Source organism: Methylobacterium sp. J-076 (assembly GCF_022829405.1).
Lineage (GTDB): Bacteria > Pseudomonadota > Alphaproteobacteria > Rhizobiales > Beijerinckiaceae > Methylobacterium.
Map to the genome: position 1 here is coordinate 160,759 of NZ_JAKSXW010000143.1, position 13,229 is coordinate 173,987.

Genomic DNA, 13,229 nt, shown 5'->3' on the forward strand with positions numbered 1-13,229 from the left:
TTCCCCAGGCCGACGGTCGCCCGACCGCAGGAACAGCCGATCATCGACGCCCTGCTCCGCCCCACCCAGCGCTCCCTGCCCCGCGACGCCCGCGCCCGCGGTGTCACCGCGGTGCTGGGGCCGACCAATACCGGCAAGACGCACCTCGCCATCGAGCGGATGCTGGCGCACCCGACCGGGATGATCGGGCTGCCCCTGCGGCTGCTCGCCCGGGAGGTGTACCTGCGCGTCGTCGCCAAGGTCGGCCCGGAGAAGGTCGCCCTCGTGACCGGCGAGGAGAAGATCAAGCCGGACCGGCCGCGCTACTGGATCTGCACCATCGAGGCGATGCCCCGGGACCTCGACGTGGCCTTCGTGGCCATCGACGAGATCCAGCTCGGCGCCGACATGGACCGGGGCCACGTCTTCACGGACCGGCTGCTCTACGTCCGCGGCCGGGAGGAGACGCTGCTCATCGGCTCCTCGACCGTGCTGCCGCTGGTGCAGAGCCTGATCCCCAACGTCCACACCACCACCCGCCCACGCCTGTCGCAGCTGACCTTCGCCGGGGAGAAGAAGCTCTCGCGCCTGCCCCGGCGGACGGCGATCGTCGCCTTCTCGGCGGAGGAGGTCTACGCCATCGCCGAGCTGATCCGCCGCCAGCGGGGCGGGGCGGCGGTGGTGCTCGGCGCCCTCTCCCCCCGCACCCGCAACAGCCAGGTCGAGCTCTACCAGAGCGGCGACGTGGACTATCTCGTCGCCACCGACGCGGTGGGGATGGGGCTGAACCTCGACGTCGATCACGTCGCCTTCGCCGCCAACTGGAAATACGACGGCACCCGCTTCCGCCGCCTCACCCCCTCCGAGATGGGGCAGATCGCCGGCCGGGCCGGGCGCCACCTCTCGGACGGCACCTTCGGCTCCACCGGCCGCTGCCCGCCCTTCGAGCCGGAGCTGGTGGAGCGCCTGGAGCACCACGACTTCGACCCCCTGCGCATCCTGCAATGGCGCAACCCCGACCTCTCCTTCGCCAGCCTCGATGCCCTCCAGGCGAGCCTGGACACGCATCCCCACGAAGCGGGGCTGACCCGCGCGCCGATGGGGGAGGACCAGCAGGCGCTGGAAATCCTGATGCGCGAGGAGGACATCCGCGACATGGCCGCGGGCCGGTCGGCGGTGCGCCGGCTGTGGGATGTCTGCGGCGTGCCGGACTACCGCAAGGTGCATCCCCAGGTGCATGCGGACCTCGTGGCGCAGCTCTACCGCTTCCTGATGAAGGGCATGGCCGGGCGGATCCCGGACCAGTGGTTCGCCGAGCACGTGGCGATGATCGACCGCACCGACGGTGACATCGACACCCTGTCCCGGCGGATCGCGCAGGGTCGCACCTGGACATTCGTGGCCAACAGGCCCGACTGGCTTCGTGACCCTGAACATTGGCAGGGCGAAACGCGTCGGGTAGAGGACAGACTGTCGGACGCCCTCCACGAACGCCTTGCGAGCCGCTTCGTTGACCGGCGCACCAGCGTCCTGATGCGACGCCTACGAGAGAACACGATGCTCGAAGCCCAGATTACCCCCGACGGGGATGTGACCGTCGAGGGTCAGCATGTCGGCCAGCTGAACGGCTTCCTGTTCGTGCCCGACGCGAATGCGGAAGGCCACGAGGCCAAGACGCTCCGGCACGCGGCCGACAAGGCGCTTGCCAGCGAGATCGAATCCCGTGCCGAGCGCTTCGCGGCGACGCCCGATTCGACCCTCGTGCTGTCGCACGACGGGACGATCCGCTGGACCGGCGCCCCGGTGGGCCGGCTGATGCCGGGCGACAAGCTGTTCGCCCCGCAGATCCGCGTCCTGGCTGACGACAGCTTGGACACCGCCGCCCGCGAGAAGGTCCAGGCCCGCCTGGAGGCGTGGCTGAAGGCCCATGTGGTGCGCCTGCTCGGCCCCCTCATGGAGATCGAGACGGCCGCCGACCTCGTCGGGCTCGCCAAGGGCATCGGCTACCAGGTGGTCGAGGCGCTCGGCGTGCTGGAGCGCGCCAAGGTCGCCCAGGAGATGCGCACCCTGGATCAGGACGGCCGCGCCGCCCTGCGCCGGCACGGCGTGCGTTTCGGCGCCTACCACATCTTCCTGCCGGCCCTGCTGAAGCCGGCGCCGCGCACCCTGGCGGCCCAGCTCTGGGCCCTGCGCAACGGCGGCCTCGACCAGCGCGGCCTGGACGAGATCGCCCACCTCGCGGGGTCCGGGCGCACCTCGATCAAGGTCGACAAGGAGATCGCCAAGGGCCTCTACCGGGCGGCCGGCTTCCGCGTCTGCGGCGAGCGGGCGGTGCGGGTGGACATCCTGGAGCGCCTCGCCGACCTGATTCGCCCGGCCATCGCCTACCGCCCCGGCACGACCCCCGGCGCCCCGCCGGAGGGCACCGCCGATGGCGACGGGTTCGTGGCCACCGTGGGCATGACGTCGCTGGTCGGCTGCTCGGGCGAGGATTTCGCCTCGATCCTGAAATCGCTGGGCTACGCCAACGAGGCGCGGCCCGGCCCCGCCATCACCGTGCCGCTGCTGCCGGCCGCCCCCACCGTGCCGGCCAAGGCCGTGACGGCGCCGGAGGCCGAGGCCGCCGACGCGCCGGAACCGGCCGAAGCGCCCGAAGCTACTCCGGAAGCCGCCTCCGCGGAGCCGTCGGACGCCGTCGCGGAGGACGCCCCGGCCGAGGCGGCCCCCGAGCCGACCGTCACCGAGCCGCCTGTGGGCGAACCGGAGGCCGAGATCGCGGCGGAGGCACCCCCCGAGGCGCCCGAGCCCGTCGCCGAAGCCGCCCCCGCCGAGCCGGAGGCCGAGGCCCAGCCCGAGCACCAGCCCGAGTCGGAGGCCCATGCGGCCGAAGCCGGCGCAGAGCCCGTCGCGGAACACGTCGCCGGCGAGGCCGAGGATGAGGCGGCCGAGGCTCCGGCCGATGCCGCCGCCGGGGAGGCCGCCGCCCCCGCCGAAGTTTCGCCCATCGAGGTCTGGCGGCTCCAGCGGCATCAGCGCCCGGCCCATGCCCGTCCCAACAACCGTCCGCGCGGCGGGCGCCGCGAGGGTGGGCCGCCGCCCGGCCAGCCCGGGGCCCCCGAGCAGCGCCGGGCGGAAGGCGATGGCGCCCCCCGCCCCGGCCGCGACGACCGCCGCCGCGACCGGCCGGATGGCTTTCGTCCCGAGCGCCGCCGGGACGAGGGCCGTCCCGAGCGCCGGCCGGAGCATCGCGGCGAGGGCCGCCACGATCCCCGGCAGGAGACACGCCCCGGCGCGCCGCGCCCGGACCCCCGTCCGCCCCGGCGGGAGCGGGCGCCGGATCCCGATTCGCCCTTCGCCAAGCTCGCCGCCCTCAAGGCGCAGCTGGAGTCGGGTGACGGCGGCAAGCGCTGACCGAACGGAGGCGCGATGCGCGAAGGGCGTCAGCGCCTCGACAAATGGCTGTGGTTCGCGCGCTTCGCCCGCACGCGGACCCTGGCCGCCCGCCTCGTTAGCGACGGGTTCGTCCGGGTCAACGGCACCCGGTCGGACAACCCGGCCAAGGGCCTGAGCCTCGGGGACGTGGTGACCGTCGCCGCGCCCCACGCCACGATGGCGGTGCGGGTGACCGACCTCGGCGAGCGCCGCGGCCCCTCCGAGGAGGCCAAGGGGCTCTACGAGGCGTTGTCCCCGGATCACGGGTGATGACCCTCTGCCACAGGGGGCCCCCGCGCAGGCCATGCGGCGCCCACGCGCTTGTCAGCCCCGAAGGCAGGGGCTAGAGCCCTTCACAAGAACGCCTGCGTGCCAGCGCAGCCCCCGGATGCGCGGGCCGAGACGCCCCGTCCGGACGATGCGGGACCTGAGGACCAAGATAGCCGATGACCTACGTCGTCACCGAGAATTGCATCAAGTGCAAGTACATGGACTGCGTGGAAGTCTGTCCGGTGGACTGCTTCTACGAGGGTGAGAACATGCTCGTCATCCACCCCGACGAGTGTATCGATTGTGGCGTCTGTGAGCCGGAATGCCCGGCCGAGGCGATCAAGCCGGACACCGAGTCGAGCCTGGAGACGTGGCTGAAGCTCAACGCTGACTACGCGAAGAGCTGGCCCAACATCACCCAGAAGAAGGACGCCCCCGCCGACGCCAAGGAGTGGGACGGGGTCGCCGGCAAGCTGCAGGCGCACTTCTCGTCGAACGCCGGCTCCGGCGATTGATCTGACCACGCCCAACGCCGGTGGGCCGGAGGTCTCGCGCCACGCGCGGGGCACCTCCGGCCTCCCATCCGGTCGGACCTGCGTGCAGCGAAGGCCTGCCCTGCAACGGCTCCCTAGGCGAGCCGGCCCGCCGGTGTAAAACCTCGACGGGACGCATCCTGCGCGTTCCCTTGCCCGGAGCGAGCTTTGATTCCGGCGCGGATTGTGATACACAATTCGCCTGCCGTCGCTCGCGTCAGACGTGCCTGCTCCGCGCCGAAACGCATTTCCCTCCCTGGGGTTGTATGTGTTCGGCCGCCGGGTTTCCCCCCGGCGGAAGGCAATGTCGCGTGCCCGGCTTCGCCAGTATCTCGGGAGACGCGCCGCAGGGCGCCGGCTCCGGGAGGCTGCGATCGAACCGGGTGGCGTCCGCCCGGGAACAGCGGTTCGCGCGGGGCGAAACGCATCGCGCGTCAGTGGAGGCCCTTCTCGCATGACCACAGCCAAGAAGACGACCGCAGGCCGGCAAGGCTTCAAGACCGGCGAGGCCGTCGTGTATCCGGCCCACGGCGTCGGTCGCATCACCGCGATCGAGGAACAGGAGATCGCCGGCTACAAGCTTGAGCTGTTCGTCGTCTCCTTCGAGAAGGACAAGATGGTCCTCCGGGTGCCGACTGCAAAGGCGAATTCGGTGGGCATGCGCAAGCTGGCCGAGCCGGAAGTGGTGAAGAAGGCCCTCGACGTGCTGACCGGCCGCGCCCGCGTGAAGCGGACGATGTGGTCGCGCCGGGCGCAGGAATACGAGGCGAAGATCAATTCCGGCGACCTCCTCGCCGTGACGGAAGTGGTGCGTGACCTGTTCCGCTCGGAGGCCCAGCCGGAGCAGTCCTACAGCGAGCGCCAGCTCTACGAGGCTGCGCTCGACCGGATCGTCCGCGAGATCTCCTCGGTGAACCGCATCACCGAGACCGAGGCGCTCAAGCTCATCGAGCAGAGCCTCGCCAAGTCGCCCCGCCGGGCCAAGGCCGAGGCGGAGGCCGAGGGTGAAGCCGAGGCGGAAAGTGACGACATCCAGGAGGAGGCGGCCTGAGGGCCACCTTCACCACCCGATGAGATGGAAGAAGCCCGGCCCGCAAGGCCGGGCTTTTTCATTGGCGCGACATGGTGCGCCGCCGCCGCCCATCTTCATGGGTCCCGCATGGGCCGCTGCCGCAGCGCCGCCGGGAAGAGGCCGCCCCGCGTCACTTTTCCCCCTGGACTTGGGGCACCTCCCTGGACAGCGCCGCTTCGCGACCCATCTTTCGAGAAGTTGATCGCGATTCCTGCCCGGCCGACCGTCTTTCACAGATGGCGGCGCGGAACTTTCGCGTTTGCCGTCCCGTTATCGGACGCTTGGCACCTCAGATGGCGCCTCGCGCGCCGGGCTTATGGGACCGGTGCCGCACCAGCACTCGGTCGAAAGAGGCAGGCGGGATGGCGGAAATCGCGGGAATACGTCGACAATTCATCCGGACCGCGATGGAGGCGCCCTTCCTCGCCCGCGAGGAAGAGCGGGACCTCGCCGTCCGCTGGAAGGACCGGCGCGACGAGCGCGCCCTTCACCGTCTCATCTCCGCTCACATGCGCCTCGTCATCGCCCTGGCGGGGCGTTTTCGTCACTACGGTCTGCCGATGGCCGACCTCGTGCAGGAGGGGCATGTCGGCCTGATGGAGGCCGCCGCCCGGTTCGAGCCGGAGCGGGAGGTTCGCTTTTCCACCTATGCCACGTGGTGGATCCGGGCTTCGATCCAGGATTACATCCTGCGGAACTGGTCGATCGTGCGCGGCGGGACGTCGTCGGCGCAGAAGGCCCTGTTCTTCAACCTGCGCCGTCTCCGGGCGCGGTTGATGCAATCGACCGAGGAGCATGTCGGCGACGAGATCCACCGCCGGATCGCCACCGCCATCGGCGTCTCCCGGGATGACGTGGCCCTGATGGATGCCCGCCTGTCCGGCCCGGACATGTCGCTGAACGCCCCGGTGGGCGAGGACGGCGACGCGGCCTCCGAGCGGATGGACTTCCTCGTGGACGGCGCAGCCCTGCCCGACGAGACGGTGGGCGCGGCGGTGGATGGCGAGCGTCGCCTCAGCTGGCTGCACCAGGCCCTGGGCGTCCTGTCCGAGCGTGAGCTGCGCATCCTGCGCGAGCGGCGCCTTGCGGAGGATCAGGCGACCCTCGAAGCCCTGGGCCAGCGCCTCGGCATCTCGAAGGAGCGCGTCCGGCAGATCGAGAACCGCGCCCTGGAGAAGCTCCGCAGGGCGCTCGCCGACCGGTTCCCGGCGGAGACCGGCAGCCCCTACGTCGGCTGACCCATCGACCCCGGCGCGACACGGAACCCGGCCCTTCGGCCGGGTTCTCTCGTTCAGGCCGTCTGTTTGGCCGGAGCGCGGCTCTCCCGGCGGCGGCGCCTCCGGCCAGGTTCGGGGGTGGCGTCGAGCCAGATCACGAGGCCGAGGGCGAACAGGGCCGGCACGCCGAGGGCGAGGAACGCCCCGGTCCAGCCGAGCCACGTATAGGCGAGCCCGCCATACCAGCCCGACAGGGCACCCCCGACCCCCTGCACCGCGTTGACGCTGCCCAGGGCGGTCTGCGTGCGGCCGGACCCCCAGGTGAGGTCCGCCACCACCACCGGCACGGCGACGCCGACGATTCCCGAGGCGATGCCGTCCAGCACCTCCGCGCCGATCAGCCACCAGGGATCGTCGATCAGGCCCGACATCAGCGCCCGCAGGGGCAGCACGGCGAAGGCCACCATCAGGAGTTGGCGCCGGCCCCGCCGGTCGGCCAGGGAGCCCGCGAACAGGGCGACGGGCACCATCACCAGCTGCGCCACCATCACGTAGCGCGCCGTCCAGGTGGTCGCATCGTCGGCGGTCGCCACCAGCTTCTGGCCGAGCAGGGTGAGCATGCCGCCATTGCCGAGGTTGAACAGGGTGAGCGCCACGGTGAGCACCAGCAGGCGGCGGTTGCCCAGCACCTGCCGGATGCCGCTGCGCTTGGGCTCGTCCTCGTCGTCCTCCTTCCAGCCCACCGCCCGGCGGCGGTTCCAGGCCCCCGCCGGGGTGGTGAAGGTGGCGACGATGGCCGCCAGCGCCATGCCGCCGAGGACGTAGAAGGCGGTCGCCGGCCCGAGCGGTGCGCCGAGGCCGATCACCCCGGCGGCGATGAGGATGCCGAGATGGTTGAACGCCTGGTTGCGGCCCTGCTGCTTCGGGAACCCGTCCTTGCCGACGATCCCCAGGGTCAGGGCCGCCACCGCCGGCAGCAGGAGCGTGCCCCCCGCGGCGGCCAGGAGCTGGGCGGTGAACACCCCGAAGAAACTCCGGGCGGGGAGGAGCAGCAGGGTGCCGGCCAGGATCGCCGCGCAGGCCGCGCCGATCAGCAGCCGGGGCCGGGGCACCCGGTCGACCAGGGCGCCGAAGGGGCCGCTGAGGAAGAGCGTCGCGAACCCGACGAGGGTGATGACGAACCCGACCCGGGCGGGACTCCACGACCCGGTCTCCGCGAGCCACGTGCCGAGGAACGGGCCGAGGCCGCCCTGGATGTCACCGATGAACAGGTTGATCAGAGCGAGGTGGGCGGTGGGGGCCATGCTGTCCGAATACCGTTGGGGCCGCCCGCATGGGCCGCCCGGACGGTGCGGTCAAGCACCCGTCACGCCGCCTCCACCGGCCCGTATTGCATTTCGCCGTCGCCGAACGACCAGTTCTCGGGGCTGACCTCGACGAGGCTGATGAGCACGTTCCCCGGGCGGACACCCGGATCGGTCGCCAGGTGTGCGGTGATGGCCCTGTAGAGCGCCCGCTTCTGGCCGATCGTCCGGGTGGCGTTGGCGGTGATCTGGATCAGGACGAGGTCGTCGTCCCGCCGGATGCCGAGATACCCGCGCCCAAAGGCGAAGTCGGCGGCGTCGTGCTCGTGGACCACGGCGAACAGGTCGTCCTCCGGCACGGCGAAGGTCTCCCGCATGGCGGTGTAGACGCCACGGATCAGCGCGGCGCGGTAGTCCGGGCTCTTGCCGACGCGGAGGGAGATACGGGTCAGGGGCATCGGAATCTCCTCAAAGGGTGGGGGATGTCGCGCGCAGGGCCGCGAGCCCGGGGGCCGCGAGATGGACGATCTCGCCGGCACCGGCGGCCGGCTCCCCGGCGCGCAGGACGAAGCGGGTCAGGCGCCAGCCGGCGGGGTCGAGCCCGTGCAGCACCGCCAGGACATCCGGCTCTCCGCAGAGCGTGCGCCCCCGCGCCGCCTCCTCACGCCGCCCGGCGCCGAGGTCAGCCTCCGGCGGCAGGGTGTGGTCGGTGATGGCGAGGCTGCGCGCATGGCCGGCGGCACCGATGCGGACATCGAAGGGCAGCCAGAGATCGATTCGAGGCCGCCCGAAGGCCTCCAGAACGGCGGCGAAGCCCGGCCCCGCGAGGAAGTCCGCCGCCGCGCCGGCATCCTGCCAGAGGTAGAGCGAGCTGTAGGCATTCTCCCGGGCGCCCTGGCGCCGGTCCTCCAGGGTGAACGCCTTGAAGACGAGCCCCGGCGCGAGGTCCCAGGCCGGTCCGCGCGCCGCGATGCGGGAGCGGATGCGACCGAGGTCGTAATCGGCCGGCAGGCGGTGCCGGTAGCGGGCGAGAATCATGTCGTCCTCCAAAAGCGCGAGGACATGGTTGCATCGCCGGGTGATTAGAGAAACATATGGCTACTGATATCTGTCATAACGGGTGCTTGTGGTGGTGCACGAACCGGACAGCAGCCTCGACCTCGACGGTGTCCGCGCCTTCGTCCGGGTCGTCGATCTGGCGAGTTTCACGCGGGCGGCGGAATCCCTGGGGACGACGCAGGCGGCGATCAGTCTGCGGGTGAAGCGCCTGGAGGAACGGCTCGCCGTCCGCCTTCTGGACCGGACGCCGCGCCATGTGGCGCCGACCGTCCGGGGAGCCCGGTTCCTCGCCTCGGCCCGGACCCTGCTGGAGGCCCATGCCCGCGCCCTGGCGGATCTCGCGGACGCGCCCCCGCCGCGCTTGACCCTCGGGATCAGCGAGCACGTCGCGGGCCCGGCCCTGCCGGATCGCCTCGCGCGGCTCGGCCTGGACGGCACGGGCGTCGTGCCGGAGGTGACGATCCTGCCGTCGCGGTAGCTTTATCCGGCCTTTCTGGCGGGCCGCTTCGATGCCGTGCTCCTGCGGGTGGAAGGCGCGGAGCCGGACGATGCGCAGGGGAGCGGGACGGTGTTGGCCGTCGAACGGCTCGGTTGGTACGCGGCCCCGGGGTTCGGCTGGGCGCGGGAGGCCGGGCGGCCGCTGCCGCTCGCGACGCTGGCGGGGCCCTGTCAGGTCCGGTCGGCGGCGGAGATCGTTCTCGACGCGGCCTGCCTGCCCTGGCGGGAAGTGTTCGTCGGCGGCGGCGTGGCCGCCGTCGGGGCCGCCGTGGCGGCGGGGATCGCCGTCGCGGCTCTGGCACCGGGCACGGCCCCCGCGGGCACCGTGGAGTCCGGGCAGCGCCTGGGCCTGCCCGAGCTGCCGCTCACGCGGGTCGTCCTCCATGCGCGCGCCCTGAGGGGCGCGGCGGCGGAGGCCCTGCGCGCCCTGTCGGCCGCCTATCGCGGCCCGGGCGCGCCGTGACGCCTCAGGAGGCCAGCGGACCCGTGGCGCCCTGCTGCTCGGTCATCTTCTGCCGGTAGAGGCCGACGAAGTCGATCGGGTCGATGTAGAGGGGCGGGAAGCCGCCGTTGCGCACCGCCTCGGCCACGATCTGCCGGCCGAAGGGGAACAGCAGGCGCGGGCACTCGATCATCACCGCCGGATGCATCTGATCCTCCGGGATGTTGAGCATGCGGAACACGCCGGCATACTTCACGTCGAAGGCGAACAGGACCTCGTTGTCCATCTTCGCGTCGCCTTCGAGGGTCAGCTCCACCTCGAAATCCGTCTCGCTCAGCTGCGAGGCGTTCACGTTGACCTGGATGTTGATCTGCGGCGACACCCCTTCCTTCGGCTGGAGGGAGCGCGGGGCGTGCGGGTTCTCGAAGGACAGGTCCTTCACGTACTGCGCCAGGGCGTTGATGGTGGGGGCGCCCTGCGGCATGCCGCCGCCATTGCCGTTGGCTGCCGGGGAGTCGGCCATCGGGGTCATCCTTCTCGATCAAGGCGTCCGACGCGGACGGCCGAGGTGGCATCGCGACACGGGCCCTTGGGGGACCCGAACGTCGGCGCCGCTAACACGCCCGCAGGGAACGGACAAGCGACGCCGCGGGGCGATCTCCGCGGCCACTCTCACCTACGGTCGCGCGGCTTGGTCGCACGACAATCCCCGGTGCCCGAACAACCCGCTCGATCCGGGCGCGTTGGTCGGATAAGGGAGAGCGGGATATGCGCTAAGTGATGGCCCAGTCACGCGGGGCAACTGACGCGCGGACGGCCGCAATCGGATCGGTGATGCAAGACGGCTTCGACTTAACGACGATCATATTCCTGGCGCTGGCGGTCTTCGTGATCTGGCGGCTGCGGTCGGTGCTCGGCCAGAAGACCGGTGCGGAGCGTGCGCCGTTCAAGCCGGTGGAGCGCAGCCGCACGGAACCCCAGAACCGAGGCGAGCGCGACAACGTCGTGCGGCTCCCCGGCGTGGACCGGCTCCCCCAATCCGCTCCGGCCGCGGCCCCGCGCGACTGGCGGGGGATCGCCGAGCCCGGCTCGGAGGTCGCCCGCGGCCTGGAGGCCGTGGTGCAGGTGGAGCCCGCCTTCGAGCCCCGCTCCTTCATCGAGGGGGCCAAGGGCGCCTACGAGTCGATCATGATCGCCTTCGCCAAGGGCGACCGGAAGACCCTGCGCGCCCTGCTCTCGAAGGAGGTCGGCGAGGCGTTCGAGCGCGCCATCGCCGAGCGCGAGCGCACCCGGCAGACCCTGGAGACGACCTTCGTGTCCATCGACCGGGCGGAGATCGTCGCGGTGGACGTGCGCAACCGGGTCGCCCACATCACCGTGCGGTTCCTGTCCAACCTCATCACCTCCACCCGCAATGCGGACGGCAAGGTGGTGGACGGCAGCGCGGAGACGGTGGTCGAGGTGCCCGACGTCTGGACCTTCGCCCGGACCCTCGGCTCCCGGGACCCGAACTGGCAGCTTGTCGCCACCGAGGCCGGCGCCTGACAGCCGTGTGACGTGCGACCTCCGCGTGCCCGCCCCGGACCCGCTCCGGTCGCCCTCCTCCTGGGGCTTCTTCTCTCCGGCGCCGCCCTAGGGGCGCCCGGCGAGGTCGGTGGTGCGCGGCTGGAGCCGGTCGCGTTCTCCGACCTGCCCGGATTTCCGGGGCCGGACCCGGCGGGCGCGCTGGCCGCCTTCCGCCGGGTCTGCGCCGCCCCGGCGCCGGCCCCGGCACAACGCGCTGCCGTCGCCGGGGATGCCGCCGACCTCGCCGCAGCCTGCACCCGGGCGGCGGGCGTCGCCGACGCCGCCGCGGCGGACTTCTTCCGCCACGCCTTCGACGCCTACCGCATCGTCCGTCCGGATGGACGCCCGGGCTTCCTCACCGGCTATTTCGAGCCGGAGCTGCCGGGCTCCCTCACGCCCGGACCGGGCTTCACGACGGCGATCCTCGCCCGCCCCGACGACCTCGTCGGCCTCGCCCCCGGTGAGACGCGGCCCGGCCTCGATCCGGCCCTGCGCGCCGCCCGCGCCACGGGGGACGGGTTCGAGGCCTACCCGGACCGGGCGGCGATCGAGGACGGGGTGCTCGGGGCCCAGGCGCGGCCGGTCCTGTGGCTGCGGGACAGGATCGACCTGCTCGTCCTTCAGGTCCAGGGCTCCGGCCGGATCCGCCTGCCGGACGGGCGGGTGGTGCGGGCGCTCTACGACGGGCGCAACGGGCGGCCCTACACGGCCGTCGCCAAGCTGATCGTGCAGGAGGGGCACCTGCCCCTCGAAGGGCTGACCCTCGCCCGCTGGACCGGGTGGCTCCGGGACCATCCGGACGAGGCCCGGCGGCTCATCCGCCGGAATGCCTCCTACATCTTCTTCCGCCTCGCGGAGGTGGAGGAGCCGGCCCTCGGGCCGCCGGGGGCGGCGAACGCCCCGCTCCGCCCCGGCATCGGGCTCGCCGTGGACGCGACCCTGTGGCGCTACGGCCTGCCGTTCTGGCTCGAAGGACACCTGCCCGGCGCGGGGGAGGGGGAGCGCGGGCGCCTCACCGTGGCCGCCGACACCGGCTCGGCCATCGTCGGGCCGGCGCGGGGGGACCTGTTCGTCGGCAGCGGCGAGGCGGCGGGCGTCGCGGCCGGAAACCTGCGCGATGCGGTGGGCTTCGTCGTCCTGCTGCCCCGCCAGGGGGCCCGCGACGGGGCCCGCGACGGGGCCACGCCGTGAAGCCGCCCCGCCGCCACCGCGCCCTCACCACCGGGGAAGCCCGCCTCTGGCGGGAGGTCGCCAAGCTCGTCACGCCCCTGCGCGGACGCCCCGAGCCCGACGCGCCCGCGCCGCCGCCGCCCGAACCGGCACCGGTGATGCCTGCGCGCCTGTCCGGCCCGAAGGCCGTTCCCGTGCCGGCGGCCAAGCCGGCCAAGCGGACCCCGCCGAAATTCGTGCCGCCCCCGGCGCGCACGGCCACCGCCATGCCCTACCAGGCCCCGCCGCAGCGCCCCCTGCCGGCGGACGGGCTGGAGCGTCAGGTGCGCCTCGCCCTGCGCCGGGGGCGCCAGGGTATCGAGGCGCGCCTCGACCTCCACGGGATGATCCAGTCCGAGGCGCATGCGGCGCTGACGGGGTTCCTGCTGCGCTCCCGGGCGGCCGGGCACGGCTACGTGCTCATCGTCACGGGCAAGGGCGGGGAGGGCTATGCCGACCCCTTCGGCGAGCGCGGCGTGCTGCGGCGGAGCGTACCGCACTGGCTGCGGAGCGCGGAGCTGCGCCACTTCGTCATCGGCTTCGAGGAGGCGTCCCGGCACCACGGCGGCGGCGGCGCCCTCTACGTCCGGCTCCGGCGGCGATAGGCGGGGTCTGGCGACGCGCCGGAAGCGGCTCTCTCGGGCATCG

Annotated in this window: 14 protein-coding genes; 10 read left to right on the forward strand and 4 right to left on the reverse strand. The window is 72.5% G+C overall.

All coding sequences use genetic code 11. The annotated features are described in order from the left end of the window. Positions 1–111 precede the first annotated feature (111 nt). The 5 genes from MKK53_RS20310 (at position 112) to MKK53_RS20330 (ending at position 6,524) form a co-directional block, all read left to right on the forward strand. Complete coding sequence (locus MKK53_RS20310) at positions 112–3,390, forward strand: helicase-related protein (RefSeq protein WP_409564381.1); 3,279 nt, start codon at positions 112–114, stop codon at positions 3,388–3,390. Between the two features lie 15 nt (positions 3,391–3,405). After that, positions 3,406–3,681, forward strand: a complete 276-nt coding sequence (locus MKK53_RS20315) for an RNA-binding S4 domain-containing protein (protein ID WP_243930566.1) — start codon at positions 3,406–3,408, stop codon at positions 3,679–3,681. 176 nt (positions 3,682–3,857) lie between these two features. Next, on the forward strand, positions 3,858–4,196 hold the full coding sequence (gene fdxA, locus MKK53_RS20320; protein WP_243930567.1) for a ferredoxin FdxA: 339 nt from the start codon (positions 3,858–3,860) through the stop codon (positions 4,194–4,196). A gap of 472 nt (positions 4,197–4,668) precedes the next feature. Then, a complete protein-coding gene (locus MKK53_RS20325) occupies positions 4,669–5,265 on the forward strand; it encodes a CarD family transcriptional regulator (RefSeq protein WP_243930568.1) in 597 nt (198 codons plus the stop codon). Between the two features lie 383 nt (positions 5,266–5,648). Beyond that, on the forward strand, positions 5,649–6,524 hold the full coding sequence (locus MKK53_RS20330) for an RNA polymerase factor sigma-32 (RefSeq protein ID WP_243930569.1): 876 nt from the start codon (positions 5,649–5,651) through the stop codon (positions 6,522–6,524). Positions 6,525–6,577: 53 nt separating this feature from the next. Here the strand turns inward: MKK53_RS20330 and MKK53_RS20335 are convergent, their stop codons facing one another. The 3 genes from MKK53_RS20335 to MKK53_RS20345 all read right to left on the reverse strand — a co-directional run bounded on the left by MKK53_RS20335 (position 6,578) and on the right by MKK53_RS20345 (position 8,845). Next, positions 6,578–7,807: an MFS transporter gene (locus tag MKK53_RS20335; RefSeq protein ID WP_243930570.1), complete on the reverse strand. Its 1,230-nt coding sequence runs from the start codon at positions 7,805–7,807 to the stop codon at positions 6,578–6,580. Between the two features lie 62 nt (positions 7,808–7,869). Beyond that, complete coding sequence (locus MKK53_RS20340) at positions 7,870–8,265, reverse strand: tautomerase family protein (RefSeq protein ID WP_243930571.1); 396 nt, start codon at positions 8,263–8,265, stop codon at positions 7,870–7,872. Between the two features lie 10 nt (positions 8,266–8,275). Beyond that, the gene (locus MKK53_RS20345) at positions 8,276–8,845 is read right to left on the reverse strand and encodes a DUF4865 family protein (protein WP_243930572.1); all 570 of its coding nucleotides are present in this window, start codon (positions 8,843–8,845) and stop codon (positions 8,276–8,278) included. 91 nt (positions 8,846–8,936) lie between these two features. Here MKK53_RS20345 and MKK53_RS25610 point away from each other — a divergent pair, with 91 nt between their 5' ends. Together MKK53_RS25610 and MKK53_RS25615 are read left to right on the forward strand one after the other, a co-directional pair. Then, complete coding sequence (locus MKK53_RS25610) at positions 8,937–9,344, forward strand: LysR family transcriptional regulator (protein ID WP_313901571.1); 408 nt, start codon at positions 8,937–8,939, stop codon at positions 9,342–9,344. A gap of 90 nt (positions 9,345–9,434) precedes the next feature. Continuing rightward, positions 9,435–9,827 carry a hypothetical protein gene (locus MKK53_RS25615; RefSeq protein WP_313901572.1) on the forward strand — a complete coding sequence of 131 codons (393 nt, stop codon included), beginning with the start codon at positions 9,435–9,437 and terminating at the stop codon, positions 9,825–9,827. A 4-nt stretch (positions 9,828–9,831) separates the two neighbouring features. On the opposite strand, the gene secB is transcribed toward MKK53_RS25615, so the two are convergent. Further along, positions 9,832–10,329 (reverse strand): protein-export chaperone SecB, encoded by a 498-nt coding sequence (gene secB, locus MKK53_RS20355; RefSeq protein WP_243930573.1) that lies wholly within the window; start codon positions 10,327–10,329, stop codon positions 9,832–9,834. Positions 10,330–10,640: 311 nt separating this feature from the next. On the opposite strand from secB, the gene MKK53_RS20360 reads away from it, so the two are divergent. The 3 genes from MKK53_RS20360 to MKK53_RS20370 are packed head-to-tail and all read left to right on the forward strand — an operon-like array spanning position 10,641 to position 13,186. Continuing rightward, positions 10,641–11,351 (forward strand): Tim44/TimA family putative adaptor protein, encoded by a 711-nt coding sequence (locus MKK53_RS20360; protein WP_243930574.1) that lies wholly within the window; start codon positions 10,641–10,643, stop codon positions 11,349–11,351. 12 nt (positions 11,352–11,363) lie between these two features. Then, on the forward strand, positions 11,364–12,563 hold the full coding sequence (locus MKK53_RS20365; protein ID WP_243930575.1) for a murein transglycosylase A: 1,200 nt from the start codon (positions 11,364–11,366) through the stop codon (positions 12,561–12,563). Then, complete coding sequence (locus MKK53_RS20370; protein ID WP_243930576.1) at positions 12,560–13,186, forward strand: Smr/MutS family protein; 627 nt, start codon at positions 12,560–12,562, stop codon at positions 13,184–13,186. Before MKK53_RS20365 ends, MKK53_RS20370 begins: the two co-directional genes overlap by 4 nt. Positions 13,187–13,229: the final 43 nt, after the last annotated feature.

Bases quoted from the DNA above. Each gene is read 5' to 3' on its own strand.
- fdxA (WP_243930567.1), top strand. From the start codon at position 3,858: ATGACCTACGTCGTCACCGAGAATTGCATCAAGTGCAAGTACATGGAC.
- MKK53_RS20335 (WP_243930570.1), bottom strand. From the start codon at position 7,807: ATGGCCCCCACCGCCCACCTCGCTCTGATCAACCTGTTCATCGGTGAC.
- secB (WP_243930573.1), bottom strand. From the start codon at position 10,329: ATGGCCGACTCCCCGGCAGCCAACGGCAATGGCGGCGGCATGCCGCAG.
- MKK53_RS20330 (WP_243930569.1), top strand. From the start codon at position 5,649: ATGGCGGAAATCGCGGGAATACGTCGACAATTCATCCGGACCGCGATG.
- MKK53_RS20360 (WP_243930574.1), top strand. From the start codon at position 10,641: ATGCAAGACGGCTTCGACTTAACGACGATCATATTCCTGGCGCTGGCG.
- MKK53_RS20315 (WP_243930566.1), top strand. From the start codon at position 3,406: ATGCGCGAAGGGCGTCAGCGCCTCGACAAATGGCTGTGGTTCGCGCGC.
- MKK53_RS20325 (WP_243930568.1), top strand. From the start codon at position 4,669: ATGACCACAGCCAAGAAGACGACCGCAGGCCGGCAAGGCTTCAAGACC.
- MKK53_RS20345 (WP_243930572.1), bottom strand. From the start codon at position 8,845: ATGATTCTCGCCCGCTACCGGCACCGCCTGCCGGCCGATTACGACCTC.
- MKK53_RS20340 (WP_243930571.1), bottom strand. From the start codon at position 8,265: ATGCCCCTGACCCGTATCTCCCTCCGCGTCGGCAAGAGCCCGGACTAC.